Raw genomic sequence first — 25,054 nt, 5'->3', positions numbered from 1 at the left:
GAGGAGTCGCGTCATGGATGAACAACCACGCGTCGAATTGGCTGGGCCGCGCTTCGAACACGGGCAATTTCTGTTGATTGCCGGTTTCGGTGGGCGATTCACTCAGCAAACCACCGAAAACATTCCAGCGTTGTGGGAAAAACTGATTCCGCACTTGGGAAAAATCCCGGCGCAAGTCAATGAAGTGACCTACGGCGTTTGCTGCAACGCGGACGGCGAGGGCGGTTTCGAATACATCGCCGGAGTGCAGATCGATAAGCTCGACGACCTGCCGGAAAAGTACCGCTGGGTTGAAATCCAGCCGCAGAAATATGCGGTGTTCGAGCACAAGGGGTCACTGGCGCAACTCCCTGACACCTTCCAGTACATCTGGAACACTTGGCTGCCGCAGTCCGCTTACGAAGCGGCGGATGCCCCGGAATTCGAGCGCTATAGCGAGGATTTCAATCCGAAGCTCAATACCGGCACCCTGGAAATCTGGCTGCCGATCAAGGCTTGAGCGGTGTAACAATCGAGGCGGAGCATGTCCGCCCCGGTGGTTCTGCTTTATGCTGGCGGGCCTTGTTTCCACAGATTCCCGAGTTGCCATGAACACCGTGATCCGCAACGTCAGCGCCGCCGACCTTGACCGCTGCTACGCCATCGAAACCGACGCCTATGAAGGCGACGAAGCTGCTACCCGCGAAAAGATCGCCACGCGCATCGCCACCTGGCCGGACGGCTTCATCGTCGCCGAGGTGGACGGCGTGGTCGCCGGTTTCATCAATTCCGGCGCGGCGTTCGACGTGCAGATGTCCGACGAGGCCTTCAAGGAGCTGATCGGCCACGACCCGAAAGGGCCGAACGTGGTGATCATGTCGGTGGTGGTGCACCCGGATTACCAAGGGCAGGGCCTGGCCAAGCGCCTGCTCGGCGAATTCATCGAGCGCATGCGTGGGATGGACAAAGCGACAATTCATCTGATGTGCAAAGAGCAACACATTGCGTTGTACGCCGGGTTTGGCTTTGCTTACATCAAACCGTCGGAGTCCGACCACGGCGGCATGGCGTGGCACGAGATGATTCTGACCCTCTGAAGCCAACACCTATCGAAACTGCCTGATCGTTCCCACGCTCCGCGTGGTAATGCAGCCGGGGACGCTCCGCGTCCCAAAACCGTGACGCAGAGCGTCACAAAGAGGCGTTCCTACGCGGAGCGTGGGAACGATCAGGGGATACTCAGAAGAACAGCCCCATCCGCCGCTCGTAACCGATCCGGCCCTTGTACGCTTCGCCGCTGTCGACATAGCCATGCTTGGCGTACAGCGCAATCGCCGCCTCATTGTCGGCGTCCACCGACAATTCCAGTCCTTTGATTTCCGGCCACGCTTCACGGGCGACAGCGGGCAGCGCTTGCAGGCAGGCCTTGCCATAACCCATGCCCTGTGCACGGCGATCGACCTGCAAGGCATGCAACGTGGCGCTGTGTTCGTCGGCCCAGTCGGGCAACACCGGCGGGCGCTTGAGCAGCAGAAACGCTACCGGTACGTCGTCCGCCAGCAGGGCAAAACCCTTTACGCCGGGGCCGGGTTTCGACAGTAGGGTGTGCAAGGCACCGTGGATGTCGCCGGAGAATTTGATCTGCTCGGGGTGGATTTCAATGGCCTCGACTTGCTGACGCTGTAAAGGGCTGAGGCTGTCGTAAGGCACGAGTTGGGCTGACACGGGAATTTCCTTTTTCCTACAAAGAGTGAGCCTCGGATTCTAGCGAGATTGTCGTCGGCGAAATTTTTTTGTTTGCCCTGTCGATCCGCGCATTGGGCAAACGACTAAGGGTGTCTTCACAACAAAAACCACGGAGAACACCATGAGCGCACAAAGCGAAATCCAGAACCTGATCAACACCTATCGCGAAGCGGTAATGGCCAAGGACGTCGAGAAAGTCATGGCCCTGTACGCCGACGACATCGTCTCGTTCGATGCGATCAAGGCCCTGCAATTCAAAGGCAAAGCGGCGTACCGCGCACATTGGGTCGAGTGCATGGAAATGTGCCCCGGCCCGCACATCTTCGAGTTCCACGAAATCGCCATCGAAAGTGCCGACAACATCGCTTTCGCCCATTGGGTAGCCAACTGCGGCGGCACCAATGACAAAGGCGAAACCCAGAGTTGCTGGATGCGTGTCACCGCCTGTTACCGGCAAATCGGCGGGGCGTGGAAGATTGCCCACGAGCACTGGTCGGCACCGTTCGATCCGATGAGCGGCGCGACGCTGTTCGATGTGCAGCCCTGATCTTCAGCCATAGTTGATCCGTTCGAATCAGGAGATCGCCATGAAATATCTATGCCTGGTCTACAGCGATGAACGCCTGCTGCACACCTCGCCCGACAGCCCGGAGGACGCCGAATGCTGGGCCTACGCCGAGTCGATTCAGGGCAGCGGGCGGATGATCGCCGCCGAAGCGCTGGAGTCGGTAGAAACCGCCACTACGCTACGGATGCGCAACGGCAAGTTGTCGATCACCGATGGGCCTTTCGCTGAAACCAAGGAGCAACTGGCCGGTTTCTACCTGATCGATGCCAAGGATCTCAACGAAGCGATCCAGGTCGCCGGCAATATTCCGGCAGCGCGGGTCGGCAGCGTTGAAGTGCGTCCGGTGCGGCAGTTGAATGTCTGACGTCAGGGCGCGGGTCGAGCAGGTCTACCGCGAGGATTCGCGGCGGATTCTGGCCACGCTGATCCGCCTGCTCGGTGATTTCGACCTCGCCGAAGAAGCCTTGCACGAGGCGTTCTTCGTCGCGGTCGAGCGCTGGCAGCGCGACGGCGTGCCGGACAACCCGCGCACCTGGCTGGTCTCGACCGGACGTTTCAAAGCGATCGATGTGCTGCGCCGGCGCGCGCGGTTCAAGGCGTCGCAACCGTTGCTGCTGGCACAACTCGATGAGCTGGAGCAGGCTGACTGGAGTGGCGAAGACGTGGAAGACGATCGCTTGCGGCTGATCTTCACCTGCTGCCACCCGGCACTGGCGGCGGATGCGCAGGTGCCGCTTACCTTGCGTGAAGTCTGCGACCTCACCACCGAGGAAATCGCCCGTGCTTTTCTCTCGGCGCCGGCGGCGATTGCCCAGCGTATCGTCCGCGCGAAAGCCAAGATCCGCGACGCGAAAATCCCTTATCAAGTACCCACGCTGAACGAATTGCCCGAGCGCCTCGACAGCGTGTTGCGGGTGATTTATCTGGTGTTCAACGAAGGCTATTCGGCCTCGGTCGGCGCCGAGCTGACCCGCGAGGACCTGACGCGCGAAGCGATTCGGCTGGGGCGCTTGTTGATGGAGTTGCTGCCTGAGCCGGAAGTCATGGGGCTGCTGGCGCTGATGCTGCTGCACGAATCACGTCGACCGGCACGAACCTCGCCGAGCGGTGAACTGGTATTGCTCGACGATCAGGATCGCTCGCTGTGGGATGCCGGGTTGATGGCTGAAGGCTGCGCGCTGGTCGAGCGCGCGCTGAGTACGCGACGCTTCGGGCCATATTGCCTGCAAGCGGCGATTGCAGCGGTGCATGCGGAAGCGCCGTCGGCGGCGCAAACGGACTGGCAGCAGATTGTCGGTCTGTACGACGTGTTGCTGCGCGCGGTGCCGTCGCCGGTGATCGAGCTGAACCGCGCGGTGGCGGTGGCCAAACGGGATGGAGCGTTGGCCGGGTTGTTGTTGGTTGAAGGGATTTTGGCGCGTGGGGAGTTGCAGGATTACCACTTGGCGCATTCGGCGCGGGCGGAGTTTTGCCGGCAATTGGGCCGAGTGGAGGAGGCGCGGGCAGCGTATCAGCGGGCGCTGGAGCTGACGCGGCAGGAGCCGGAGCGGCGGTTTATTCGAGGACGGATCATGGCGCTGGAAATGCTCTGACCTTGGCGCTCTGGCGATTGTGGGCAGTCTGTGAATTTCCCTCACCCTAACCCTCTCCCAAAGGGAGAGGGGACTGATCGGGGGATATTGGAGGAATTCACCGACTTGAACGAATTGTCTTGAATCCATAATCGATAAGGTTTTTCAGGTCGATGCATAACGCCAGACACTTCGGTCGGCCCCCTCTCCCAAAGGGAGAGGGGGCTGATTGGGGGGATATTGGAGGGATTCACCGACTTGAACGAATTGTCTTGAATCCATAATCGATAAGGTTTTTCAGGTCGATGCATAACGCCAGACACTTCGGTCGGCCCCCTCTCCCAAAGGGAGAGGGGGCTGATTGGGGATATTGGAGGGATTCACCGACTTGAACGAATTGTCTTGAATCCATAATCGATAAGGTTTTTCAGGTCGATGCATAACGCCAGACACTTCGGTCGGCCCCCCTCTCCCAGAGGGAGAGGGGACTGATTGGGGGGATATTGGAGGGATTCACCGACTTGAACGAATTGTCTTGAATCCATAATCGATAAGGTTTTTCAGGTCGATGCATAACGCCAGACACTTCGGTCGGCCCCCTCTCCCAAAGGGAGAGGGGACTGATCGGGGGATATTGGAGGGATTCACCGACTTGAACGAATTGTCTTGAATCCATAATCGATAAGGTTTTTCAGGTCGATGCATAACGCCAGACACTTCGGTCGGCCCCCTCTCCCTCCGGGAGAGGGCTGGGGTGAGGGGCTTTTGATCTCAAGCGCTTATTCAAGCATCTTGCTGAGCAACCAGCTCCCTGCCGGTCCCGGCGGATACAAGCGCGACCACAAGGCGTCGACAAACACCGGTTTCGGCCAGCCGCGCACGTCGAGCTCAATCAGCAAATCATTGGCATAACGCTGCACCAGCCACCGTGGCAACGGTGCCCAGCCAAAACCCTTTTCAGCCATTTCCAGCAGCATCAGATAACTCGGCGCCGACCACACCCGGCCTTTGCCACGGCTGTCATACGGATTGACGATGGTCGCCAGACGCAACTCGCGATGTTGCTCGAGGATCTGCTGATCGACATGCTCCAGTTTCGCCAATGGATGCTCGCGGCTGACGAACAGGGCAATCTCCGTGCGCTCGGCCACCGTCGAGGTCACAAGGTCCGGCGGGTAGCTGTCCTGCATTTCCGCGAAGGCCAAATGCGCCCGGCCGCGCTGGACCAGTTCGATCAGGTCTTCGCATTCGGCAATCAGGCATTCCAGCTCAAGCTCCGGATAACGCTGCTCGAAACCCACCAGTGCCGCCTCGAAACGATACGACTGATAAGTGTCGGAAATCGCCACGGTCAGCTTCGGCTCGATGCCCTGCGCTAATTGCCGCGCGCTCATTTCCAGACGACTGGTGGCGGCCAGAATCGCCTCGGCTTTTTGCAGCATGACGTGGCCGGCGGGGGTGAGCGTGGGCTTGCGGCTGCTGCGGTCAAACAGCTGCAGATCCAGATCGATCTCCAGGCTTGCCACTGCCGCGCTAATGGTCGACTGACTGCGCCCCAACTTGCGCGCCGCCGCTGAGAACGAGCCTTGCGTCGCCGCCTGTACAAACGCCAACAGCACTTCCTGCGAAGCCATGAACTATCGCCTTGATCGATGGTTATTGGTTTTGAAGTATCGGTATTCAGTTGGATCATGGCAACCATCGTCAAACAAGGAGTCAGGCCATGTCTGCCCACAAGTCCATCACCGAACGTGTTTTTCAGGCTATCGGTTTCGAATTTCTCGCCATCCTCATCTGTACGCCGCTGCTCGCGTGGATCATGCAAAAGCCGCTGCTCGACATGGGCGCGGTGACCGTGTTGATCGCGCTGTTGGCGCTGGCGTGGAACGTGGTGTTCAACCGTTTTTTCGACCGTGCTCTGGCGCGGATGAATCTGGCGCACAACGCCTGGGTGCGGGTGGTGCATGCGCTGTTGTTCGAAGGTGGACTGATCGTGATGGGCGTGCCGCTGATAGCCTGGTGGCTGTCGGTCAGCCTGTGGCAGGCGTTGTTGCTCGACATTGGCGTGCTGCTGTTCTTCCTGCCGTACACCTACGTCTACCACTGGGGTTATGACGTACTGCGCGAGCGCTTCATGGCTCGCCGCACATGTGAAAGCTGAGGTAAACCTGTGGTGAGGGGATAAATTCCCTCACCACAAAGGTGAGTCATCGCACACAAAGTCAGAGAAACATGCCGCCGGATGCCTCGACCCGCTGACCATTGATCCACTGTCCACCCTCCGACAGCAGCAGCGCCAGTGCACCGCCAATATCATCCGGCAGCCCGACCCGACCCAGCGCGGTATTGCTGGCGACCATCGCGTTGACCGCGCTGTTATCGCGCACCGTGCCACCGCCAAAATCGGTTTCAATCGCGCCCGGCGCCAGAACGTTCACGCCAATCTGCCGCGCACCCAACTCTTTCGCCTGATAACGCGTCAGCACTTCCATCGCGCCTTTCATCGCCGCATAGGCGCCATAACCCGGCAGGCTGAAGCGGGTCAGGCCGCTGGAAATATTGACGATGCGCCCACCATCATTGATCAGCGGCAGCAGTTGCTGAGTCAGGAAGAACGGTCCTTTCAACTGCACGTTCATCAGCAGATCGAACTGCTCAGGGGTGGTCTCGCTGAACAGCGCATGCACGCCGACCCCGGCGTTGTTGATAAGGAAGTCAAAGCGCTGGCGCTGAAAAGTCTGTTCCAGTGCTTGTTCAACCTGCTCGGCAAACGCGGCGAAGTTTTCGCTGCGGCCGACGTCCAGTTGCAGCATCGCCGCGTTCGCGCCGCGTGCCTGTAATTCGCTGACCAGAGTTTGCGCCTCGTCGGCGCGGCTGTTGTAGGTGCCGATGATGTCGATGCCTTGCGCGGCGAGGTGCAGGGCGGCGCTGCGGCCCAGGCCACGGCTGGCGCCGGTGATCAGTGCGATTTTGCGATTCATGCGGACTTCCTCGATTGCGTTGAGTGGGGATGGAAGAAGTTTATTTATCCGCCCTGAGGTGATAAACACGGCAAAAGCGGAATCACTGATCGGCTCAGCCGAACAATCACCGGGGCTTGTCATGAACAAACTGGAACTGCTGCGCACCTTCGTTCGGGTCAGCGAACTGTCGAGTTTCACTCTCGCCGGTGAAAGCCTCGGCCTGCCGCGCTCCACGGTGTCCGAACAGGTGCAGGCGCTCGAAGCCTTGCTCGGCACGCGGCTGTTGCAGCGCACCACGCGCAAGGTGCAGGCCACTCAGGATGGACTGGTGCTGTATGAGCGCAGCAAGGACTTGCTTTCGCACATGGATGAGATCGAAGGGTTGTTCCGTCAGGACGAGGCTTCGCTGACCGGGCGCATCCGCGTCGATATGCCGAACATTCTCGCGCGACGTCTGATCATGCCGCGCCTGCCGGAATTCATGGATCGCCACCCGAATCTGCAGATGGAAATCAGCAGCACCGACCGCCGTGTCGATCTGCTGAGCGAGGGTTTTGACTGCGTGTTACGCATCGGCGCGCAGCCGGATCAGTCAGTGGTCGCCCGGCATCTCGGCGACTTCCCGATGGTCAACTGCGCCAGTCCCGCTTATCTGCAACGCTACGGCGTGCCGCAGACCATCGAGGATCTGGCGCAGCATCGGCTGGTGCATTACGTCGGCGTACTGGGCTCGCGTTCGGAAGGGTTTGTCTATGAGGAGGGTGGCGAAGTGCGGCGCGTGGCGATGGCCGGCAGTGTCACGGTCAACAGCACCGATGCCTATGAAGCGGCGTGCCTGGGCGGCTTCGGGCTGACCCAGGTGCCACGTACCGGCATGCAGCCGCATCTGGAAAATGGCGAACTGGTGACCGTGCTGCCGCAACACACCGCACCGCCGATGGCGATTTCGTTGTTGTACGCGCGGCAACGGCATTTGCCGCTGCGGGTGCGGGTGTTTATGGATTGGCTCGGCGATGTGGTCCGCTCAACGCTCTGACATTGAGCACATGGCCCCTGTGGGAGCGAGCCTGCTCGCGAAAGCGCCATGTCATTCAACATTGATTTATCTGACACACCGACTTCGCGAGCAGGCTCGCTCCCACATTTGCCCTACGGTGCATTGCGTTTTGCGCTCAATAATCCCCACGCTTGCGAAACGCCCAACGCCCGGCAATCACCGTGAACGTCGCCACCAACGCGACCAGCACCCAAAATCCGTGCGGGTCCTGCGACAGCGGCACACCGCCGACATTCATGCCGAAAAAACCGGCGATGATGTTGATCGGCAAGGCCAGCACCGTCACCACCGTCAGGGTGAACAGCGTGCGGTTGCTCTGTTCGTTGAGGTTGGCGGCGATCTCTTCCTGCAACAGTTTGATCCGCTCGCCGAGGGCGGTGAGGTCGTTGATGATCAGCGCAAACTCCTCGGTGGATTTGCGCAACTCCTTGACGTCCTCCTTCTGCAACCACGGCGGCGGACGATTGAGCAAGCGCAGCAACGACCCCGGCTCCAACGCCAGCAGCCGTTGCAGGCGCACCAGCACGCGACGGTTGGCGCCAAGTTCGGCGCGGTTGGTCGACAGGCGTGAAGACAGCAATTCGTCTTCGACCTGATCGACACTCAGGCTGGTCTTGCGCACGATCTGCGTCAGCACCTCACCTTGATCGCGCAGCAGATGCACGAGCAATTCCGAGGGCGAGCGAAAGCACTCGCCGGCCTTTACCGACGAGCGCAATTTATCTACCGAATGCAGCGGTTGCAGGCGCGCGCTGACGATCAGTTTGCTGCGCACGCAGACCCACAGCGTCGACACGTCGGAGGAGACCATGTTGCTGAGGTTGAACACCACATCGTTGACCACCGCCAGCAGCGCCGAATCGACATGCTCGATGCGAGTCGAACGCGAACCTTCGTGCAGCGCTTCGAAAAACTCCTCGGGCAATTGCAGATGACTTTTCATCCAGCGCTCGCACGCGGCGTGGGCCAGGTTCAGGTGCAGCCAGAGAAATTCATCGCTCTCACCGTCATCCTGCAAACAGCGCAACGCCGTCGCCGAATCGATCTCGCGACCGCGCTCCCCGGGCAGAAAACGAAAGCCGTAGAGCAAGCCAAACAGGTCCGGGTCGCGATGGCTGATATCGAGGCTGTGGTTCATGGCGGCTCGCTGCGAGGAGGGTGTCTGGGGCAGGATTTTCAGGTTCACCGGAGCGGCATCATCGCAAGCTCACATGACCGTTTTGTGACAGCAAAATGACGGCAAATCAAAGCGTTACCGGCTGTCGGAAGTTTCTCAAGGAAGGCTCTGGCATGCCGATCTCAGGTGAGTTAGGTTGCGCGCCATTGGCCTTGGTCATGGTACGTCGACAGGGAAGTCCGGCCATTTTTCACGTCCGTTCGGGCGTGCCTCATCCCTGCTTCGAGTACCTTGCAATGCTGCAAAAATCCCTGAGGGCGCAAATTCTCGCCCTGTTGAGCGGCAGTCTGTTGGCGATGCTGTTGATCGCGCTGGCCTGCTTTCATTTCCTCTCCAACGGCGTGCAAAGCTACAGCCAGTTGATCGCCGGCCCGCTGCACACTTCGCAACTGATCGATGAAGCCAACCTGCAATTCAAGGTGCAGGTGCAAGAGTGGAAAAACGTTCTGCTGCGCGGCAAGCAACCAGCGGATCTGGCGAAATACTGGAGCCAGTTCGAAGAGCGTCAGCGCGACGTGCAGAACATTCTCGGCGAACTGGCCGGCCAGAAAGGCATCGAGGCCAATCTCAAATCCCGCATCGAACGCTTGCGCGACGAGCATCGCCAGTTGGGTACTGCCTACCAGAAAGGCCGCGATGCCTACGTGGCTGCCGGTGGTGATCCGAGCGCCGGCGACGCAGCTGTCAAAGGCGTCGACCGCGCCACCAGCGAGCAGATGAGTGCATTGGTTGCCGAACTGCGCGAGCAGGGCACCGCGCAGTCGGCATTGATCAGTGCCAGCGCTGAGCGCACCGTGTGGCTGGGGCTGTTGGTGATGCTCGCGTCAGGCTTGTTGATCGGTCTGCTGAGCCTGTGGCTGGTCAGCCGCAACCTGATCGAGCCGATCCGCAACCTCATCGATTACGTCACCCGCTTGAGCCGTGGCCAGTTGGCCGAACGTGTTGTCAGCGAGCGTCGCGATGAGCTGGGCAACCTCGCCGCCGCAGCGAACACTTTGCGCGATTTTCTGGCGGACACCTTCACTCGCTTGCAACGCAGCGCCGGTGATCTGGACAGCGCCAGCGGCGAGTTGAACGCCATTGCCACGACCATGGCCGGCGGCACCAGCGAGCAATTCAACCGCACTGATCAAGTGGCCACGGCGATGAATGAAATGTCCGCCACGGCCCAGGAAGTCGCCCGTCACGCCGCCGATGCCGCACGTGCTGCCGACGATGCCGATCAGTCGGCGCAGCAGGGTGAAAAGGTCATGCAAACCACCATTCACTCGATCACGCAGATGCGCGGCGAAATCGCCAACACCGCCACGGTGATCCGTCGCCTGGAAACCGACAGCGGTCGTATCGGCAAGGTGCTGGAAGTGATTCGTGGCATCGCCGAACAGACCAATCTGCTGGCGCTCAACGCAGCCATCGAAGCGGCGCGGGCGGGTGAGGCCGGGCGTGGTTTTGCCGTCGTCGCCGATGAGGTGCGCAACCTCGCTCAGCGCACGGCGGAGTCGATCATCGAGATCAACCAGATCATTCAGAACGTGCAGACCGGCGCTGTCGATGCCGCGCAGGCTATCGAGAGCGGCCAGGCGCGCAGTGATGAAAGTGTCGAGCAAGTCACCCAGGCCGGCGCGATGCTGGAGCGCATCACCTTGGCGGTGGAGGCGATTCGCGACATGAACCGTCAGATCGCCACAGCGGCAGAAGAGCAGACGTCGGTGGCCGAGGATATCTCGCGCAACCTCACTGAAATCACCGCGATTGCCAGCACCAACCTGGACAACGTGCAGCGCACCGAAAGTGCCAGTCAGAATTTGCATGGGTTGTCGGGGCAGTTGAATGAGGTGACGGCGCGGCTCAGTGCTTGATTTTGGGTGGTGGTTTGTCAGCCCCTCACCCTAACCCTCTCCCAGAGGGAGAGGGGACTGACCGTGTTGATTGTTCGAGATTCGCCGACCTGAAATGCCGAGGCGTACTCAGGCTGGTAGTCGTTTGTGATGGCTTTTTAATTTTGAGGCGAACTCAGGCTCCGAAATTTCCCCGATCTGCTCCCTTTCCCCCTCGCCCCCTTGGGGGAGAGGGCTGGGGTGAGGGGGATCGATTTCACAGACCACACAAAGTTTGCGCCTCAATCCGCAACCACAAAAAAGCCGCACGATCGTTAAATCGTGCGGCTCTTTAACAGCGGTCTATCAAGTGTCTTGCTTGTCGCTCAGCACTTTACCGGTGGTGGCATCAAAGTCCACGTCGAACTCTTTGCCGTCAGCAGTTTTAAGTTCAACTTCATACTCATAACCATTGAAGTGGTTATCCAGGTCGGTGTCGGTAATCGTTGCGCCCGGGTGCAGTTTCAGTGCTTCGGCGTTCATCGATTCCAGCGACTTGATTTTGCCGTCCTTGACCAGTTGCGGGATCTGGTCGATGCGAACATCAGCCTGAGCCAGGCCAGCGGTGAGGGTCAGGGCAGCGGCGGTAAACAGGGCAGTCAAAGTTTTCATCGGTTCATTCCTTGGCAGTGCGTTGAAGTGGTTGATCTGTGTAAGTGGGTTCAGATTAACCAGCGCAACTTAATTCACCCTTAAATCTCTGCTCCGCGATAAAACTGCTCTTTGCGGGAGCGAGCCTGCTCGCGAAGCAGGCGACTCGATTACAAATCAGAAACCGTTCTTCTTCAAAACATCGTCAATGCTGCCAGCCGCCGGACGCTTATAAAACTTCAACAATTCACTGGCGCGGTTGGTAAAGATGCCGTCGACACCCGCCGCCATGACTTTCTCGTAGTCCACCGCCTCGTCGACCGTATAAACGTGCACCAGCATGCCCTGATCGTGGGTGTACTGATTCATCCACGGTTGCACCAGGTCGGAATAGCTCTGATCACCACCATGAGTCAGCTTCGCCGAAGGGCCGGTGCCGATCGCGCCCTGGGCCTTGGCGTAATCGACCCATTGCTTGAATTCCGCTTCGGATTTTGGCTCCTGCTTGCCGTAGAAAACGTTTTTGTCTTTCTCGCCGGACGCGGCAAACGTCACCGCAGATTTAGGCTCGATGCTGCCTTCGCCGACCCACAACAGCAGGATCTTCGGCACTTGCGGCATCTCCTTTTCCAGCAATTGCAGGCTGTTCTTATCGAAGGTCTGCAGGATCACCTTGCCTTTGCCCTGACCGACGCCCAGCGCACTTTTCGCCAGTTTCGAGCCGGCCGGACTGAGCCAGCCGCGATCCTGCAGTTTTTCCTTCAGGTCATGTTCGATGCCGGGAAACAGCTGCGGCTCTTTGGTTTCGATGTACAGGCCCGGCTTGTGCTGCGGGTTGGCGCGGGCGATGTCGATGATTTCATCGAGGGTAAGAATTTTCAGTCCGGCGTAGGAAGGTCGCGCGCGATCCGGGTATTTAGTGTTGAACCAGCTGCCGGCATCGAGGGTTTTCAGTTCGGCCATGGTGAACGCGGTGGCCGGGCTGTCCTTGCGCTCGGGGAATTTGCTGGCGACGTCGGTGGTGCGTTGCAGGTTGTCGTCGTGCAGGGCGAAGAGCACGCCGTCCTTGCTGCGCTGCAAATCCATTTCCAGGTAATCGGCGCCGAGGTCACGGGCCAGTTTGTAGGCCGCAGCGGTGGATTCCGGGGCATCGAACGACGCGCCACGGTGGGCAATCACCGCCGGATGCGGAATGCCATGGGCGGCAGCGATTGCCTTTGGCTCGGGGTGGCTGGCGGCATGCGCCTGACCGAGGCCGAACAACAGACTCAGCACCAGAGCGCTTCGGGTAAAAGTGGCAGGCATGGTCGAGTTCCTTTCGCAGGTTTTTTTCGAGACGTACCTTTTAACAATTGACGCGCCGCAGGGCTATCGCCAGACCGACATAAAGCGAGCAAAACGGAAATTTCCTGCACTTTTGTGGCGCTGTTTGCAGTACGCTTGCCCACGGCAGACGCCCCGGCAGAGGGCGCACCGCTGCGTTGCCCTGCGTGTAAACCATCATCATCTTTCGTGAGGTTTACCATGCGCATCACCTCCCAAATCATCTGCCAGGCCGCCGACGATCTCAAAGGCTTCGTTGGCCTCAACCGCAAGACCGGTCAGTACATCGTGCGCTTCAGCGAAGATTCGTTCGGCATGGACGTCGCCGACGACGGCATCATCCCGGCCAGTGAATTCGTCTGGGCACCGCTGTCGGACACCACCATGACGCTCAAGCGCGAGTTGATTCAGTTGCTGCTCGATCAACACATCGACGACCGCATCAACATCACCGAACCCTTACGGGTTTACATGAGCAAGGTTGAAGTGCCGGAGATTGTTGCGGTGCGGAGTCTGGTGCGCGGTTGAAGTTTTGCTGTGTGGTTGCGGGCCTCTTCGCGAGCAGGCTCGCTCCCACAGCGATCTTGTGAACGCCACAGATCCAAGGTGGGAGCGAGCCTGCTCGCGAGGCGGCCTTAGTTCTGGCACACGTGAGCGTGCAATTCGCTGGTCAGTCCTTCGATGCGCTCGGTGAGGGTTTTCGTCATTTCGGTAAGGCGGGTGTTTTGTTCCAGCAATGCCAGCAATTGCGCGGAATTCTTCGCCGCCTCTGCCTGACGTTCGGTATTGGCCAATGCCAGAGCTTCGCGGTGCTGCGCATCGGCGTCGGCCTGCGCTTTGTCGCGCGCGGCCTGACGGGTTTGTGCAAGCAGGATCAATGGCGCGGCGTAGGCCGCCTGCAGGCTGAAGGCCAGGTTCAGCAGGATGAACGGGTAAACGTCGAATTGAGTCACGCCCCATACGTTGAGGCCGATCCAAACCGCAACGATCAAGGTTTGCGCGCCAAGGAACAGCGGCGTGCCGAAGAACCGCGCAAAGGCTTCGGCGCGCAGGGCGAAGGCATCGTTGCCGAAGGTCGTATTCAGGTGGGCGTGGGGGCGGTGGAAGCGCAGGTGATCGATGGGAGCGTTGGATATTCCGGGTTTTTCGTTATTCATGGGGCACTCGGCGGGGCTTGGGACGTGTCGTCACTATAGCTCTGCGTGGTGGCGGCCGACCTTCGCGGGCTGCCCACGAAGGTTGCGACTCGTTCTATCGACCCTGCACAAACCTCAATTTGGCACCCGCTCATTGGCAAACATGCTCACCGCATCCACCGCCTCACTGGCGCCGTCGCGAATCTGCAGAATCACCGTGCCGGCCTGATTGGCCAATTCCACGCCTTCTGCGGCGCGGTCACGGGTGCCTTGCATGCTCTTGATCGCCTGCCGTGTTTCGCTCTGGATCAGACTGATCATGGTGGATATCTCGGCGGTGGAGCCGCTGGTGCGCGCTGCAAGTTGCCGCACTTCATCGGCGACCACGGCAAAGCCGCGACCCTGTTCACCTGCGCGTGCCGCCTCGATGGCCGCGTTGAGGGCGAGCAGATTAGTCTGATCGGCGATCGCGCGGATGGTGTTGACGATGGCGGTGATCTGCTCGGAGCGGTCGCCCAGTTGCGCAATCAACGTCGAAGACTGGCTGATGTCCTCGGCGATTTCGCGCATTTCGCTGGCAGCCTGCTGAATCACTTGCGTGCCTTGCTCGGCGACTTTTCGCGTTGCTACCGAGATGTGGTAAGCGGTGCTGGCACTGCGCGCGTCCTGCTCGTGCTGCTCGACACGGGCGGTGACGTCAGACGCGAACTTCACGACTTTGTACAAGCGCCCCGAAGCGTCGTACACCGGGTTGTAATTGGCCTCCAGCCAGACGATCTGACCGCGCTTATCCACGCGCTCGAACTGTCCGTGGAAGAACTCGCCCTGATTCAGGCGCCGCCAGAAATCCTGATAGGCGCCGCTGTTGACCAGCGCCGAAGTGCAGAACAGGCGGTGATGCTGGCCCTTGAGCTCTGCGAGGCTGTAACCCATGCGCGTGAGAAAATTCTGGTTGGCGGTAAGAATGTTGCCGTCGAGATCGAACTCGATCACCGCCATCGCGCGATCGATCGCCTGCAGCTTGGCGTTGGCCTCGTTCTCCTGCTGCACCTTGGCGGTGACATCCATCGCGTACTTGACCACTTTGATCACCCGTCCCGACGCATCCTTGATCGGGTTGTAACTGGCCTCCAGCCAGATCGGCTGGCCCTTGCTGTCGACCCGTTCAAAGGTGCCGGACTGGAACTGACCGTTTTTCAGGCGCGACCACAGCTCAGTGTATTGGGCACTGCGACCGAACTCAGGTGTGCAGAAATGCCGGTGCGGCTGGCCAATCGCCTGGGCAGCCGTGTAACCCATGGTCTTGAGGAAATTGTCATTGGCACGCAACACCACGCCATCAAGATCGAACTCGATCACCGCCATCGAACGGTTGATCGCTTCAAGCATCGCGGCCTGGTCAAAAACGGTGTGTTGCAGTTCAGCGAGGGCGGCTTTCTGGCGATTGAAAAACATGCTTGCGATACTCGGGAAGTGGGGAAAATCTAAAGGATTCAGTCCCTATTCCTGCGCCGGCAAACCGAAATGCACAGGCGGCATTCGGTGGTGACTGCTCAATGCCAACGTTCCGTTACTGGCAGATGGCTACTTATACAAAACTTAATAAAGTTGTACAAGAAAGGAATTTTTCGCGAGGTTGTATAACTTTTTACGAAATTAGTTGTACACGGCTCGACGAGCCGGTGATTCACCGCTGATACAGTGCCAGGAACATCTCCAGCGCCGACTCGGCAACTGCATTCTGCGCGTCTGGATCAAGGGCCGCGCGACCCAGCGAGATCTGCGGCCAGAACGCGAATGCCTTGAGCAAACCTTGTACTTGATGCGCGGCAAATTCCGGATCCACCGGTTTGAGCCGTCCGTCGGCTTGCGCCGCGCGTATCCAGACGGTCAGGCCTTCCTCGCGCTCGCCCATGCGCTCGATCATATTCTGCGCACGTTCAGGGGAATGAATGGTTGCGGCAATCGCCACCCGGGCGAGGGTGAGAAAATTCTCGTCAGCCATCATCTGCACTTTTTCTCGCAGCATCTGGCGCAATTGCTCGTGCAGCGGTTGCTCGCGGTCGTAGCGCACCGATGGTTCGGCGATGATCCGCGCCCACAACTGATTGAGGATCTCGGCGAACAGCTCTTCCTTGCTGGGGAAGTGGTTGTACACCGTACGCTTCGACACGCCGGCCGTAGCGGCGATCTTGTCCATGCTGGTGATTTCGAAACCGTGGGCACGGAATTCGGAGATGGCCGCCTGGATGATGGCTTCGCGTTTGCGGTCAGTGAGGCGTTGTGGAGCGGTCATGAGCGGGCTTCGGCAGAGAGGAATGAAATTACACTCGGCAGTTTACTTGGCGTCGGCTTTGATGCAACCTAGAAACTACACCGCTCAGTGTAATGTTGCGTTAATCCTCGCACCTTACAAACCAGAGCGTTTGGCCCTTGCGTGCAGCTTGGCCATTTTCATTTCCCGTGGAATACCGTGCAGCACACGGTTTTTCGGAGTCGTTCAGTCATGGCCAATCCAGTCTCACTCCCGGATAACACTCCCACGCCTGAAGCCTCGCGCCAGGATCAAGGGCTGTTTCGCAATCATGCGCCGGTGCAGCGCGAAGGGCTACGCAAAATGCTGCGGATCATGTGGAACATGATTTTCCACAAACCGCGCAACACCCGTCCGACCGCCGCCATCCCTGTGCAGCCGCTGACCCGTGAAGATCTGCTCGCAGCGCCCAATCACAGCGTTTACCGCTTGGGGCACTCGACGCTGTTGTTGAAGATGCGCGACAAATTCTGGATCACCGACCCGGTGTTCGCCGAGCGCGCCTCGCCGGTGCAATGGGCGGGTCCGAAACGTTTTCATCAGCCACCGATCAGCATCGACGAACTGCCACCGATCGAAGCGGTGATCCTCTCGCACAACCATTACGACCATCTCGACTACGAAGCGGTACTCAAACTCGCCGCCAAAACCACTTACTTCCTGACTCCGCTGGGCGTGGGCGACACCCTGATCAAATGGGGCATCGACGCCAGCAAGGTGCGCCAGTACGACTGGTGGCAGGGCACCGAAATCGCCGGTGTCCGCTTCATCGCAACCCCATCGCAGCACTTCTCCGGCCGTGGCCTGTTCGACGGTAACAGCACGCTGTGGGCGTCCTGGGTGATGATCGACGCCGACACACGAATCTTCTTCAGCGGCGACAGCGGTTACTTCGACGGCTTCAAACGCATCGGCGAACAATACGGCCCGTTCGACCTGACCCTGATGGAAACCGGCGCCTACAACGTCGAATGGCCCCACGTGCACATGCAACCGGAAGAAACCCTGCAAGCCCACATCGACCTCAAGGGCCGCTGGCTCTTCCCGATCCACAACGGCACCTTCGACCTGGCCATGCACGCCTGGCATGAACCCTTCGACCGCATCCTCGCCCTCGCGTGGGAACGCAGTATTGCGATTACCACACCGCGAATGGGGGAGGCGTTCAACATTGCGCATCCACAACGGGGGAGTGCGTGGTGGATGGCGGTTGAAGAGGAGGGGGAGGCGCTTGCTCAGAATGCCTGACGCGTTCGCCTCAAGCGAATACCACCTCAATACGGCCCTCTTTCCGTGATCGGGGGGCCGATTTGACTACAATTTGCACATCTCGTCCGAGACGTGAAAGGCATTCCATCATTTTGGCCTCACTGATTCCGCGAAATTTGCCACGCAACATTTCGGAAAGCTTGGGTTGTGATAGTCCCAAGATTTCTGACGCCTGAATCTGAGTGAGATGACGCGCCTTAATGATTGCGCCAATTTTCGCTGCGAGCTGCGACTTCACCTGCATTTCACTTGCATTGGGTAAGTCCAGATCGTGATAGACGTTTCCGCTACCTACTTCAATCTCCATGGTTTTCTGATCCTTTCGCATGTTCCTGGGCGGCTCGAAGTCTGTTTCTGATCAGATCAATGTCCGACTGGGCGGTTTTAATCCCGCTTTTCGACTTTTTCTGAAAGCAGTGCAAAACGTAAATTGCACTGCCAAAACGAACCGTATAAATGGCGCGGTAGGTGTCGGTGTCGAAGTCTTCTATCAACTCCAGGACACCTGCGCCTCCGAACCCTTTCAATGGCTTTGCATCTGAATACTTCAGGCCACATTGAGCCAGATCCAGTGCGTGACCAAAAACGTCTTGGACCTCTGTGGGCATCTGCTTGAGATCTTTTTTACTACTGCAGACCCACATAAGCGGCTTCCTTGCACTCATGCGAAATATACCTATTTTGGAATAATTATCAAATTGCCATTTCAGTCAGCCATCGCAAAATCCCCACGCCCCACCGATTCCCCTGCCATACCCTGCGCCCTGACACTGCGCCCCGGTGCGAACCCCGGAAAGAACACCAACCCCTGCGCTTCAAACCGATAAGCCAGTGCCAGTCTCGCGGTGTCCGCCACGTCCTGCTGCGCTTCGAACCGCTGGATATCTGCCACCGCCACCTCGGCCTCGCGCGACAGTTGTTCAACGCTCCAGCCCAGCATGGCGCGGGCCTGGACGCAGTGGGTCGGGGTGAACTGGAAAAGGGCAATGCGTTCGAGGACGTGGTTCATCGCAAGAGAGGCCATGGTGTGCTCCGGGCTCAAAAGTGCTGATTGAAAATGTACTGTGTTTTTGTACAGTTGTTTTCGGCCGGGATCAAATGCATTTTTCGAGTTTGCCTAGTTCGTCGGCTCCAACCAGACGGACGGTGCCTGTCCCAGCACTCGCCGAAACATCGTCGAAAACGCCGCCGGGCTCTCATAGCCGAAGTCCAGAGCAATCCGCGTCACCGCTTCCCCCGCCGCCAACCGTGCCAACGCCTGCACGACGCACGCCTGCTGGCGCCACTGACGAAAGCTGAGCCCGGTCTGCTGCCGAAACAATCTGTTAAAGGTACGCAAGCTTATGTGTAACTGGTCGGCCCAATCCTGCGGCGATTTGTGGGCATTGGGCATGTTCAGAAAGGTCTGACACAGACTGAGGAGCTTTCCTTCGGCGGGCATGGGAATGTGTAGGGCAAGGGGCGCGCAGCGTGTCAGTTCATGCAACAGCAAGTTGATCAGCACACCGTCGCGTCCGGCCTGGTCGTACATCAGTGGCACGTCCACCGCTTCCATCAGCAAATGCCGCAGCAGCGGCGACACATTGAGCACTTGGCAGTCCGGCCCCAATTCCACGTTTCCCGGCTCGATATATACACTGCGCGTGCTCACCCCGAGCATCAATACCTCGTGGGCCACGCCCGGCGGAATCCACACCGCGCGTTGCGGCGGCACCAGCCAATTACCGTTCTGAGTGCTGACCTGCATCACGCCGGTGGCGCCGTAGAGCAATTGCCCACGGCGATGCGTATGAAACGGGAGTAGGTGGCCGTGGGGATAATCGGTACCGATGGCCACGACCGGGCGAGGCGTGTCATCGAGCTGATTGATCGAAATATTGCGCATCAGGCGTATTCCAGCGATTGGCGTAAACGCGAACATTATTGGCCCAACTACTGAAGCCGGCCAGTGCATCACGCTCTAATGTCCTGGGCTCCCCCGATCCTGGACGCCCACCATGTTCTACCTCCTGCTTACATTGTTCGGTTGCCTCGCCGGCATCAGCGCCGTGCTTTTCGGTTTCGGCGGCGGCTTCGTCATCGTGCCGCTGCTCTATCGCATGCTCACCGCCAGCCACGCAGCTGACGACCCCATTGCCCAGTCGGCCATGCACATCGCCGTGGCCACCTCGACCTGCGTAATGATCGTCAACGCCCTGATCGCCACACGCAAACACCAACGCGCCCGCAATCTGCTCCGGGACTACCTCTGGCCATTGGGCGGGTTTATCGGCGTAGGCGCGGTCGTCGGCGCCATCGCTGCGATGTGGGTCAGCGGTCAAGTGATCCGCTACGCCTTCATCGCCTACCTGGGCGTGACCATCGTCGATTGCCTGCTGCGCCGAGGGTTTCTCACACAGTCCCAAACCACATTCCCACGGCGACTGACCTCAACAGAAACGTCCGCCGGCGGTGTAGGCATCGGCGCCATCGCGACGTTTCTCGGTGTAGGAGGAAGCGTCATGACTGTGCCGCTGCTACGCCGTTGCGGGCTGAGCATGTCGCAAGCGACCTCCATGGCCAATCCGCTCAGCGTGCCAGTGGCGCTGGCCGGCACACTGACGTACATGGCGCTGGCCGGGTTCACCGAGGCTGATCTGGGGGGTTGGTATATCGGGTACGTCAATGTGCTGGCGTTTGCGCTGCTGACGGTTGGCTCGTTGCTGGGGATCAGATTGGCTGCGCGGTGGATTGGGCGGATACCGGATCGGGTGCATGCCTGGATCTATATTGGTTTGCTGATCCTGGTGCTGCTGAGCATTTCGCTGAAATGAATCGTTGATTGACGCAGGCGAAAGAAATCAGAATCAGCGGCAGAGCGTCGCCCTCCAGTCTTCAGCAGAGAACCAGGATGTTGATCTTCAATTGCACCGAAGCCGCCAGTAAGTTCTTCAGCCGTGTCCATAAAGGCAAAACGATCACGCCGGTGGACACCAAACCGCCGTCATCAGTTATTGAGGATGATGAGCTGAACGGCGCGGACGAACAGTGGTTGGTTCATGCGATCACTGTGCAGCGCAAACATGCGTTGTTGGTCCTGCACATCAAAACCCGCTATTGCGTGATCCTGGCTGATGCCAAAAAGGCCGACGCCGAAGGGTTTGTAGCGTGGTTTAACGAGCGTTGGCGCGAAGGTCTGATCCGCGATGCAATCAATCATGACCTCATGCAATGGGTTGATGCGGGGACAATGACCGATCGTCTCGAGCTGAGTCGCGAGTATCGTTTTTATCGCCGTGGCCATCGCAGCGCACAAAAGCACATCGAACAAATCGCCTGGTTTTTCGAGGATTGCGCGGCAGAGTGGGGCTGTTTGCCCCAAGGCGAACGTGCAGCTATCGGTTTAGATGCGCGGATGAATTCGCAAATTCGAAACACCAAGGACCGAAAAGATTACTTTCGCCCTGATGAAGAAATGCTCGCTCATTGGCTGCTCCAGTATTGCGGAGTGGAAGATCTGGGCGTTCAGGCTGCACTTGAGCGACGCAGGGAGGCGGAGCGGGAGATTCGAGCGTTTGAAGAAAGGGCACGCATCAACTGAGCTTCACTTCAACCCCGGCGCTTCACGAATAATGAAGTGATCCAGGTTCTCGATATTGGCATTGAAGACCTCGAAAGGTTTTTCGGGGTTCTTCTTGCCGGGCACCTGCTTCAGCTCCGGCGTTACGCCATAGAAGAAACAGAACAACGCCTTGTCGCTATCCACAGCGTGCTTGATCTCTTCCAGAAACGCCTTGCGCTTGCGGTAGTTGTCGATCAGCTTCTTGTTCAGATAAACGCTGACCGGATACGGCTTCTTCTTGCTGTCTTCGGGTTTCTTGAACCAGACCTTGTCCTCGAAATCGATACGAAAACTGGCACTGTGGAAGTCCTCGATCTTCTTGATCCGCCCCCAGTAAATCAGCCCCTTGTTGTCCGTCAGATATTCGATCTTCTTGAAGAACGAACTGTACGGCGCCGTATGCTCGCCGACCTTCAACGGCATGCGCTTGAGCAAATCCTTGTCGGCGAAGTTGGAAACAAAACACTCCACCGGATGCGCAAACACACTGGTCTTGTCCGGCGCCGACTCACGACTCGCCGACTCTTTACCATTGCCCGCCGCCGCCCGCACCGAGTCATCGCGCAACACATCCGCCGCCCCCGCTGGCGCGACAGGCTTGCGCACATACTCACGCCGGGTCAGCAACAACTCCGATGGGAAATGCTCCTCACGCCCGTCATCCACCTCGCCATCCGCCGTCTCAACACCCGACGCCGACGCCTTCAAACTCGCATACGGACAACCCGTCACATGCTGCGTCGTGGGCAGATTCTTGAAGTGCGGCGTGCGCACGTAATTCACATTCTTGGCATTGAACGTACCCAACTCATTGGAAGCCTCGAACGCCGCACGACAGGCATCGTTGGGGCACTGGAAGTGTTCCTTCGCCGAGTCAAACGCTACCGTCTCATCGAAATTGAGATCGCGAACATCATAGATCGACAACTTGTCGTCGAGGCTGAGGCAGTAGGCGAGATCGAATTTCATGGTGGGGCTCGGATCCTTGAGTGGGGGAGGGGTATTAATAGCGGGAGGCGGCGCGGGTTGCACTGATTGTTTTCAGGATGATGCGGGATTTGTGGGAGGTAGCCTGCTGGCGATTCTCGGCATCGACTCAATACCCAATCCCGACTCCCGGCCGGCAGCAACACATTTCAATTGTGGTGAGGGGATTTATCCCCGTTGGGCAGCGAAGCTGCCCCAAGGATTATTGGCCACAAAAAATCCGCTGCTGGAAAACTCAAACAGCGGATTTCTGAAACCATCAGCCTCCACGCAACAATCGCGAAGCCTTGCGCCACCAGGACTCATGGCGATTGAGCGAATTATCTGCGAGCAAACAAGGCATATCCCGCAATCGAATCCACGGCTCATCCTGCCAGTGCAAAGTACTCAGCGACATCTGCGGCCAGCTCAAAACACTCAGCGTTGGCCGCTCTACAGCTCGCGCCGGACGAGCGTCACGCAGCGTAGGCACAACCTGATGCGTCAGCCACTCACGAAGCTGCCGATACTCAGGACAGTAGTGATATATCAACAGGGCATACACGCCGGACTCACTCACCATCATGTGGTCCTCAGCTTCGCCATAGGTCTCTACGCGCATCATCTGCCGCTGATCCGCGTCGAGTTTGCGCAATTGGCGCTCATCAAGATGTTTGCCCATTAATCGGCCCAGCTCATGGACACAGAACCATGCTTGATTCTCAACCAGAAGGGCGTGCAGGTGGGTTTTGTTGCGGATGAAACGAGTAGGAAGAAGTGGTTCAGACATGGCATGCCTCCTGACCTAGAGGCACGTGATTCGAACGGCTGGTACAGCGATTCACCTTCATCATGAAGGTTGGATAGTCAGGCATTTCCATTTACCTCTGGCTGCTTTCTTAGGGCATTCGTTAGGGTGTCGGGAGCTAAGAAACCCACCAGAGACGGGCCGGACATATTCCCCTTTCGGGTCTTGTATTCGCCCACTCCCGACATAACGGGATTTTTCGCAGGCGTAGAGAAACCGCAGACGAAAAAAAGCCGCATGACTATCGGGTGCGGAAGACCGCTCTGGTTTGTAGAGTTTCTTAGGCTCGGAGCTGAGGGTAGGGGCTTCAAGGATGGTCGTCAACCAGCGACTTTTCCTACCGTTCCTGATGCGAAAGGGAACCTGGACAAAGACGCAGAGTAAATTATGCTGTGTATATATCCAGTATTTGATCGCCATTGAATCCCCCAATACCCATGTCCGTGTCGCCACGACTCGTCTCACGGAATCCAGGAAATTTCATTTACTTTGAAGTTTTGCGGGATAGAATGGCGACCATTCGTCACAGCTTTGACCCAGAGGAATATCGGGCTCATGAATCTTTTTGAAACACCGTCTTTTGAATCCTTGAGCGAAACAACCTCGGGTTCGTACGAGCCTGATACTCATCCCGTGACTGACCTAGCGCTGCTGCACAAGCTCTTGGAGATCTACGACCAAGGGCAACTGGCCGAAATTCTCAACGACGTAAGCCCGAGTCATTGGTGCCGTGAAACCATCAATCGATGGATCAAGGGAAAGGCCTCGCCGAAGCTCTCTCACATTGAGTTCACTCGTCTGAAGGATCTGCTGCCCAAGCGCTTGAACCACAGACCTTCATTTACCTTTATCGATCTCTTTGCCGGCATTGGCGGTATCAGGAAAGGGTTTGAAGCCATCGGTGGCGAGTGCTTGTTCACATCCGAATGGAATAAGTACGCCGTTAAAACGTACAAGGCGAACCACTACTGCGATCCTGCTCGTCATCGCTTCAATCTCGATATCCGCTCGGTCACGCTTTCAGACAAGCCCGAAATCAGTGACGAGGAAGCCTACAAGAATATTGATCGTGAAATTCCGGATCACGATGTTCTGTTGGCAGGCTTTCCATGCCAGCCGTTTTCGCTTGCAGGTGTTTCCAAGAAGAATTCCTTGGGGCGTAAGCACGGTTTCGAGTGCGAGACCCAAGGCACTCTGTTTTTCGACGTGGCGCGGATAATTGCCGCGAAACGCCCGGCCGCATTCTTGCTCGAAAATGTGAAAAACCTGAAAAGCCATGACAAGGGCAATACGTTCCGGATCATCTGCGAAGCGTTGGATGAACTGGGCTACGAGGTTGCAGATGTCAACGCGCCAAAAGGCTCAGACCCCAAGGTCATTGATGCCAGACACTTTGTGCCGCAGCATCGTGAGCGAATCGTGCTGGTCGGCTTCCGACGCGACTTGAATGTTCACCAAGGATTCACACTGAGCGACATCAGTAAACTCATACCGAAGCAGCGACCTAGCTTTGGTGACTTGCTTGATAAGGAAGTGGACGAAAAATACATCCTTACACCGAAGCTTTGGGATTACCTCTATCGGTATGCGGAGAAGCATCGTGAGAAAGGCAATGGTTTTGGCTTTGGCCTGACTCGTCCAAACGATGTTGCTCGTACACTCTCGGCGAGATATCACAAGGATGGTTCGGAAATCCTGGTTGACCGCGGCTTTGTCGATACCTTGGACTTCAACAGTGAATTGAATCAACTCCATCGCCCTCGTCGACTGACACCCCACGAGTGCTCGCGTCTGATGGGTTTTGACAAGCCGGGAGAAAGCAAGTTTGTGATTCCTGTATCCGATACCCAAGCGTATCGACAGTTTGGTAATTCCGTGGCGGTTCCTGTTTTTGAGGCGGTGGCTCGTTTGATGAAGGACCGCATTTTGGCGGCGAAGGAAAAAACTGCTGACAAGGAACGCCCGCAGTTGGAGTTTGCTCTTCCTGAGTAATCAGTCGCACCGCCTTCGCTCTCGATGATTGATACGCAAAGACCTGGCACCAGCTGCAGGGCTTTGCGACATCACATTATCCCTCCGCTTGAGGCTTCTCTTAGAAAGGTAATTCT

The 25,054-nt window shown here is 58.0% G+C and carries 28 protein-coding genes and 1 pseudogene; 14 read left to right on the top strand and 15 right to left on the bottom strand.

What is annotated here, in order from left to right; translation table 11 throughout:
- The first annotated feature begins 13 nt into the window (after positions 1 to 13).
- Together AB4O12_RS14785 and AB4O12_RS14780 are read left to right on the top strand one after the other, a co-directional pair.
- Entirely contained in the window at positions 14 to 499 is a 486-nt protein-coding gene (locus AB4O12_RS14785) for a GyrI-like domain-containing protein (RefSeq protein ID WP_150741965.1), read from the top strand.
- Positions 500 to 587: 88 nt separating this feature from the next.
- Positions 588 to 1,076 (top strand): GNAT family N-acetyltransferase, encoded by a 489-nt coding sequence (locus AB4O12_RS14780; RefSeq protein ID WP_041479202.1) that lies wholly within the window; start codon positions 588 to 590, stop codon positions 1,074 to 1,076.
- A gap of 142 nt (positions 1,077 to 1,218) precedes the next feature.
- Here AB4O12_RS14780 and AB4O12_RS14775 read toward each other — a convergent pair whose 3' ends face one another.
- The gene (locus AB4O12_RS14775) at positions 1,219 to 1,704 is read right to left on the bottom strand and encodes a GNAT family N-acetyltransferase (protein ID WP_056788001.1); all 486 of its coding nucleotides are present in this window, start codon (positions 1,702 to 1,704) and stop codon (positions 1,219 to 1,221) included.
- A gap of 142 nt (positions 1,705 to 1,846) precedes the next feature.
- Here AB4O12_RS14775 and AB4O12_RS14770 point away from each other — a divergent pair, with 142 nt between their 5' ends.
- Genes AB4O12_RS14770 through AB4O12_RS14760 form a run of 3 tightly spaced genes read left to right on the top strand, consistent with a single transcriptional unit; the run spans position 1,847 to position 3,885 of the window.
- Positions 1,847 to 2,272, top strand: coding sequence for a YybH family protein (locus tag AB4O12_RS14770; RefSeq protein ID WP_217852989.1), 426 nt, complete (start codon positions 1,847 to 1,849; stop codon positions 2,270 to 2,272).
- 40 nt (positions 2,273 to 2,312) lie between these two features.
- On the top strand, positions 2,313 to 2,657 hold the full coding sequence (locus tag AB4O12_RS14765) for a YciI family protein (RefSeq protein ID WP_460058898.1): 345 nt from the start codon (positions 2,313 to 2,315) through the stop codon (positions 2,655 to 2,657).
- Positions 2,650 to 3,885, top strand: a complete 1,236-nt coding sequence (locus tag AB4O12_RS14760; RefSeq protein ID WP_460058896.1) for an RNA polymerase sigma factor — start codon at positions 2,650 to 2,652, stop codon at positions 3,883 to 3,885. The genes AB4O12_RS14765 and AB4O12_RS14760 overlap by 8 nt, the downstream gene beginning before the upstream one ends.
- A 758-nt stretch (positions 3,886 to 4,643) precedes the next feature.
- Here the strand turns inward: AB4O12_RS14760 and AB4O12_RS14755 are convergent.
- On the bottom strand, positions 4,644 to 5,498 hold the full coding sequence (locus AB4O12_RS14755) for a LysR family transcriptional regulator (RefSeq protein ID WP_256808966.1): 855 nt from the start codon (positions 5,496 to 5,498) through the stop codon (positions 4,644 to 4,646).
- Positions 5,499 to 5,587: 89 nt separating this feature from the next.
- Between AB4O12_RS14755 and AB4O12_RS14750 the strand changes: the two genes are divergently transcribed.
- Positions 5,588 to 6,025 carry a multidrug/biocide efflux PACE transporter gene (locus AB4O12_RS14750; RefSeq protein ID WP_460058893.1) on the top strand — a complete coding sequence of 146 codons (438 nt, stop codon included), beginning with the start codon at positions 5,588 to 5,590 and terminating at the stop codon, positions 6,023 to 6,025.
- 61 nt (positions 6,026 to 6,086) lie between these two features.
- Here the strand turns inward: AB4O12_RS14750 and AB4O12_RS14745 are convergent, their stop codons facing one another.
- Entirely contained in the window at positions 6,087 to 6,845 is a 759-nt protein-coding gene (locus AB4O12_RS14745) for an SDR family NAD(P)-dependent oxidoreductase (protein ID WP_460058891.1), read from the bottom strand.
- Positions 6,846 to 6,966: 121 nt separating this feature from the next.
- Here AB4O12_RS14745 and AB4O12_RS14740 point away from each other — a divergent pair, with 121 nt between their 5' ends.
- The gene (locus AB4O12_RS14740) at positions 6,967 to 7,863 is read left to right on the top strand and encodes a LysR family transcriptional regulator (RefSeq protein ID WP_016773563.1); all 897 of its coding nucleotides are present in this window, start codon (positions 6,967 to 6,969) and stop codon (positions 7,861 to 7,863) included.
- A gap of 136 nt (positions 7,864 to 7,999) precedes the next feature.
- On the opposite strand, the gene AB4O12_RS14735 is transcribed toward AB4O12_RS14740, so the two are convergent.
- Positions 8,000 to 9,022 carry a transporter gene (locus AB4O12_RS14735; protein WP_056788021.1) on the bottom strand — a complete coding sequence of 341 codons (1,023 nt, stop codon included), beginning with the start codon at positions 9,020 to 9,022 and terminating at the stop codon, positions 8,000 to 8,002.
- 95 nt (positions 9,023 to 9,117) lie between these two features.
- Between AB4O12_RS14735 and AB4O12_RS14730 the strand changes: the two are divergent.
- Together AB4O12_RS14730 and AB4O12_RS14725 are read left to right on the top strand one after the other, a co-directional pair.
- Positions 9,118 to 9,987: pseudogene (locus tag AB4O12_RS14730) on the top strand (hypothetical protein); the annotation flags it as partial.
- A gap of 165 nt (positions 9,988 to 10,152) precedes the next feature.
- The gene (locus AB4O12_RS14725; RefSeq protein WP_408005036.1) at positions 10,153 to 10,920 is read left to right on the top strand and encodes a methyl-accepting chemotaxis protein; all 768 of its coding nucleotides are present in this window, start codon (positions 10,153 to 10,155) and stop codon (positions 10,918 to 10,920) included.
- Positions 10,921 to 11,244: 324 nt separating this feature from the next.
- Here the strand turns inward: AB4O12_RS14725 and AB4O12_RS14720 are convergent, their stop codons facing one another.
- Complete coding sequence (locus tag AB4O12_RS14720; protein ID WP_016773566.1) at positions 11,245 to 11,550, bottom strand: PepSY domain-containing protein; 306 nt, start codon at positions 11,548 to 11,550, stop codon at positions 11,245 to 11,247.
- 156 nt (positions 11,551 to 11,706) lie between these two features.
- Positions 11,707 to 12,834 carry a glycerophosphodiester phosphodiesterase gene (locus AB4O12_RS14715; protein ID WP_353188040.1) on the bottom strand — a complete coding sequence of 376 codons (1,128 nt, stop codon included), beginning with the start codon at positions 12,832 to 12,834 and terminating at the stop codon, positions 11,707 to 11,709.
- A 219-nt stretch (positions 12,835 to 13,053) separates the two neighbouring features.
- Here AB4O12_RS14715 and AB4O12_RS14710 point away from each other — a divergent pair, with 219 nt between their 5' ends.
- Positions 13,054 to 13,380, top strand: a complete 327-nt coding sequence (locus AB4O12_RS14710) for a DUF2025 family protein (RefSeq protein ID WP_305381371.1) — start codon at positions 13,054 to 13,056, stop codon at positions 13,378 to 13,380.
- A 107-nt stretch (positions 13,381 to 13,487) separates the two neighbouring features.
- On the opposite strand, the gene AB4O12_RS14705 is transcribed toward AB4O12_RS14710, so the two are convergent.
- From AB4O12_RS14705 to AB4O12_RS14695, 3 genes are all read right to left on the bottom strand, one after another.
- Positions 13,488 to 14,009: a DUF1003 domain-containing protein gene (locus AB4O12_RS14705; protein ID WP_095181511.1), complete on the bottom strand. Its 522-nt coding sequence runs from the start codon at positions 14,007 to 14,009 to the stop codon at positions 13,488 to 13,490.
- Positions 14,010 to 14,123: 114 nt separating this feature from the next.
- The gene (locus AB4O12_RS14700) at positions 14,124 to 15,443 is read right to left on the bottom strand and encodes a methyl-accepting chemotaxis protein (RefSeq protein ID WP_460058887.1); all 1,320 of its coding nucleotides are present in this window, start codon (positions 15,441 to 15,443) and stop codon (positions 14,124 to 14,126) included.
- 232 nt (positions 15,444 to 15,675) lie between these two features.
- Positions 15,676 to 16,284, bottom strand: coding sequence for a TetR/AcrR family transcriptional regulator (locus tag AB4O12_RS14695; RefSeq protein WP_252878747.1), 609 nt, complete (start codon positions 16,282 to 16,284; stop codon positions 15,676 to 15,678).
- 210 nt (positions 16,285 to 16,494) lie between these two features.
- Between AB4O12_RS14695 and AB4O12_RS14690 the strand changes: the two genes are divergently transcribed.
- On the top strand, positions 16,495 to 17,550 hold the full coding sequence (locus tag AB4O12_RS14690) for an MBL fold metallo-hydrolase (RefSeq protein WP_460058885.1): 1,056 nt from the start codon (positions 16,495 to 16,497) through the stop codon (positions 17,548 to 17,550).
- Between the two features lie 10 nt (positions 17,551 to 17,560).
- Here AB4O12_RS14690 and AB4O12_RS14685 read toward each other — a convergent pair whose 3' ends face one another.
- The 4 genes from AB4O12_RS14685 to AB4O12_RS14670 all read right to left on the bottom strand — a co-directional run bounded on the left by AB4O12_RS14685 (position 17,561) and on the right by AB4O12_RS14670 (position 19,456).
- Positions 17,561 to 17,878, bottom strand: coding sequence for a helix-turn-helix domain-containing protein (locus AB4O12_RS14685; RefSeq protein ID WP_122602120.1), 318 nt, complete (start codon positions 17,876 to 17,878; stop codon positions 17,561 to 17,563).
- Complete coding sequence (locus AB4O12_RS14680) at positions 17,868 to 18,179, bottom strand: type II toxin-antitoxin system RelE/ParE family toxin (protein ID WP_202883384.1); 312 nt, start codon at positions 18,177 to 18,179, stop codon at positions 17,868 to 17,870. Before AB4O12_RS14680 ends, AB4O12_RS14685 begins: the two co-directional genes overlap by 11 nt.
- Before the next feature lie 98 nt (positions 18,180 to 18,277).
- Complete coding sequence (locus tag AB4O12_RS14675; protein ID WP_460058882.1) at positions 18,278 to 18,595, bottom strand: helix-turn-helix domain-containing protein; 318 nt, start codon at positions 18,593 to 18,595, stop codon at positions 18,278 to 18,280.
- A 93-nt stretch (positions 18,596 to 18,688) separates the two neighbouring features.
- The gene (locus tag AB4O12_RS14670) at positions 18,689 to 19,456 is read right to left on the bottom strand and encodes an AraC family transcriptional regulator (protein WP_252886678.1); all 768 of its coding nucleotides are present in this window, start codon (positions 19,454 to 19,456) and stop codon (positions 18,689 to 18,691) included.
- A gap of 112 nt (positions 19,457 to 19,568) precedes the next feature.
- On the opposite strand from AB4O12_RS14670, the gene AB4O12_RS14665 reads away from it, so the two are divergent.
- Both AB4O12_RS14665 and AB4O12_RS14660 read left to right on the top strand, forming a co-directional pair.
- Positions 19,569 to 20,384, top strand: coding sequence for a sulfite exporter TauE/SafE family protein (locus AB4O12_RS14665; RefSeq protein WP_252886677.1), 816 nt, complete (start codon positions 19,569 to 19,571; stop codon positions 20,382 to 20,384).
- Between the two features lie 77 nt (positions 20,385 to 20,461).
- Positions 20,462 to 21,151, top strand: coding sequence for a DUF6933 domain-containing protein (locus tag AB4O12_RS14660; RefSeq protein WP_252886676.1), 690 nt, complete (start codon positions 20,462 to 20,464; stop codon positions 21,149 to 21,151).
- A 3-nt stretch (positions 21,152 to 21,154) separates the two neighbouring features.
- Here AB4O12_RS14660 and AB4O12_RS14655 read toward each other — a convergent pair whose 3' ends face one another.
- Positions 21,155 to 22,141 (bottom strand): hypothetical protein, encoded by a 987-nt coding sequence (locus AB4O12_RS14655; RefSeq protein ID WP_460058879.1) that lies wholly within the window; start codon positions 22,139 to 22,141, stop codon positions 21,155 to 21,157.
- A 277-nt stretch (positions 22,142 to 22,418) separates the two neighbouring features.
- Positions 22,419 to 22,928: a BRO-N domain-containing protein gene (locus AB4O12_RS14650; protein ID WP_252878742.1), complete on the bottom strand. Its 510-nt coding sequence runs from the start codon at positions 22,926 to 22,928 to the stop codon at positions 22,419 to 22,421.
- 573 nt (positions 22,929 to 23,501) lie between these two features.
- Here AB4O12_RS14650 and dcm point away from each other — a divergent pair.
- Positions 23,502 to 24,938: a DNA (cytosine-5-)-methyltransferase gene (gene dcm, locus AB4O12_RS14645; protein WP_460058877.1), complete on the top strand. Its 1,437-nt coding sequence runs from the start codon at positions 23,502 to 23,504 to the stop codon at positions 24,936 to 24,938.
- The last annotated feature ends 116 nt before the right edge of the window (positions 24,939 to 25,054 follow it).

The organism is Pseudomonas sp. S2_A05 (assembly GCF_054668485.1).
Note: the sequence above shows the minus strand (reverse complement) of the source record. Positions and strands in the feature narration are given on the sequence as shown.

What these genes read in the sequence shown, in the direction of transcription:
- AB4O12_RS14680 (WP_202883384.1), bottom strand. Translation starts at nt 18,179, where the DNA reads ATGCCCACAGAGGTCCAAGACGTTTTTGGTCACGCACTGGATCTGGCT.
- AB4O12_RS14685 (WP_122602120.1), bottom strand. Translation starts at nt 17,878, where the DNA reads ATGGAGATTGAAGTAGGTAGCGGAAACGTCTATCACGATCTGGACTTA.
- AB4O12_RS14705 (WP_095181511.1), bottom strand. Translation starts at nt 14,009, where the DNA reads ATGAATAACGAAAAACCCGGAATATCCAACGCTCCCATCGATCACCTG.
- AB4O12_RS14745 (WP_460058891.1), bottom strand. Translation starts at nt 6,845, where the DNA reads ATGAATCGCAAAATCGCACTGATCACCGGCGCCAGCCGTGGCCTGGGC.
- AB4O12_RS14665 (WP_252886677.1), top strand. Translation starts at nt 19,569, where the DNA reads ATGTTCTACCTCCTGCTTACATTGTTCGGTTGCCTCGCCGGCATCAGC.
- AB4O12_RS14650 (WP_252878742.1), bottom strand. Translation starts at nt 22,928, where the DNA reads ATGTCTGAACCACTTCTTCCTACTCGTTTCATCCGCAACAAAACCCAC.
- AB4O12_RS14655 (WP_460058879.1), bottom strand. Translation starts at nt 22,141, where the DNA reads ATGAAATTCGATCTCGCCTACTGCCTCAGCCTCGACGACAAGTTGTCG.
- AB4O12_RS14785 (WP_150741965.1), top strand. Translation starts at nt 14, where the DNA reads ATGGATGAACAACCACGCGTCGAATTGGCTGGGCCGCGCTTCGAACAC.
- AB4O12_RS14725 (WP_408005036.1), top strand. Translation starts at nt 10,153, where the DNA reads ATGGCCGGCGGCACCAGCGAGCAATTCAACCGCACTGATCAAGTGGCC.
- AB4O12_RS14695 (WP_252878747.1), bottom strand. Translation starts at nt 16,284, where the DNA reads ATGACCGCTCCACAACGCCTCACTGACCGCAAACGCGAAGCCATCATC.
- AB4O12_RS14735 (WP_056788021.1), bottom strand. Translation starts at nt 9,022, where the DNA reads ATGAACCACAGCCTCGATATCAGCCATCGCGACCCGGACCTGTTTGGC.
- AB4O12_RS14770 (WP_217852989.1), top strand. Translation starts at nt 1,847, where the DNA reads ATGAGCGCACAAAGCGAAATCCAGAACCTGATCAACACCTATCGCGAA.
- AB4O12_RS14710 (WP_305381371.1), top strand. Translation starts at nt 13,054, where the DNA reads ATGCGCATCACCTCCCAAATCATCTGCCAGGCCGCCGACGATCTCAAA.
- AB4O12_RS14670 (WP_252886678.1), bottom strand. Translation starts at nt 19,456, where the DNA reads ATGCGCAATATTTCGATCAATCAGCTCGATGACACGCCTCGCCCGGTC.
- AB4O12_RS14760 (WP_460058896.1), top strand. Translation starts at nt 2,650, where the DNA reads ATGTCTGACGTCAGGGCGCGGGTCGAGCAGGTCTACCGCGAGGATTCG.
- AB4O12_RS14720 (WP_016773566.1), bottom strand. Translation starts at nt 11,550, where the DNA reads ATGAAAACTTTGACTGCCCTGTTTACCGCCGCTGCCCTGACCCTCACC.
- AB4O12_RS14755 (WP_256808966.1), bottom strand. Translation starts at nt 5,498, where the DNA reads ATGGCTTCGCAGGAAGTGCTGTTGGCGTTTGTACAGGCGGCGACGCAA.
- AB4O12_RS14750 (WP_460058893.1), top strand. Translation starts at nt 5,588, where the DNA reads ATGTCTGCCCACAAGTCCATCACCGAACGTGTTTTTCAGGCTATCGGT.
- AB4O12_RS14740 (WP_016773563.1), top strand. Translation starts at nt 6,967, where the DNA reads ATGAACAAACTGGAACTGCTGCGCACCTTCGTTCGGGTCAGCGAACTG.
- AB4O12_RS14700 (WP_460058887.1), bottom strand. Translation starts at nt 15,443, where the DNA reads ATGTTTTTCAATCGCCAGAAAGCCGCCCTCGCTGAACTGCAACACACC.
- AB4O12_RS14675 (WP_460058882.1), bottom strand. Translation starts at nt 18,595, where the DNA reads ATGGCCTCTCTTGCGATGAACCACGTCCTCGAACGCATTGCCCTTTTC.
- AB4O12_RS14715 (WP_353188040.1), bottom strand. Translation starts at nt 12,834, where the DNA reads ATGCCTGCCACTTTTACCCGAAGCGCTCTGGTGCTGAGTCTGTTGTTC.
- AB4O12_RS14660 (WP_252886676.1), top strand. Translation starts at nt 20,462, where the DNA reads ATGTTGATCTTCAATTGCACCGAAGCCGCCAGTAAGTTCTTCAGCCGT.
- AB4O12_RS14690 (WP_460058885.1), top strand. Translation starts at nt 16,495, where the DNA reads ATGGCCAATCCAGTCTCACTCCCGGATAACACTCCCACGCCTGAAGCC.
- dcm (WP_460058877.1), top strand. Translation starts at nt 23,502, where the DNA reads ATGAATCTTTTTGAAACACCGTCTTTTGAATCCTTGAGCGAAACAACC.
- AB4O12_RS14765 (WP_460058898.1), top strand. Translation starts at nt 2,313, where the DNA reads ATGAAATATCTATGCCTGGTCTACAGCGATGAACGCCTGCTGCACACC.
- AB4O12_RS14780 (WP_041479202.1), top strand. Translation starts at nt 588, where the DNA reads ATGAACACCGTGATCCGCAACGTCAGCGCCGCCGACCTTGACCGCTGC.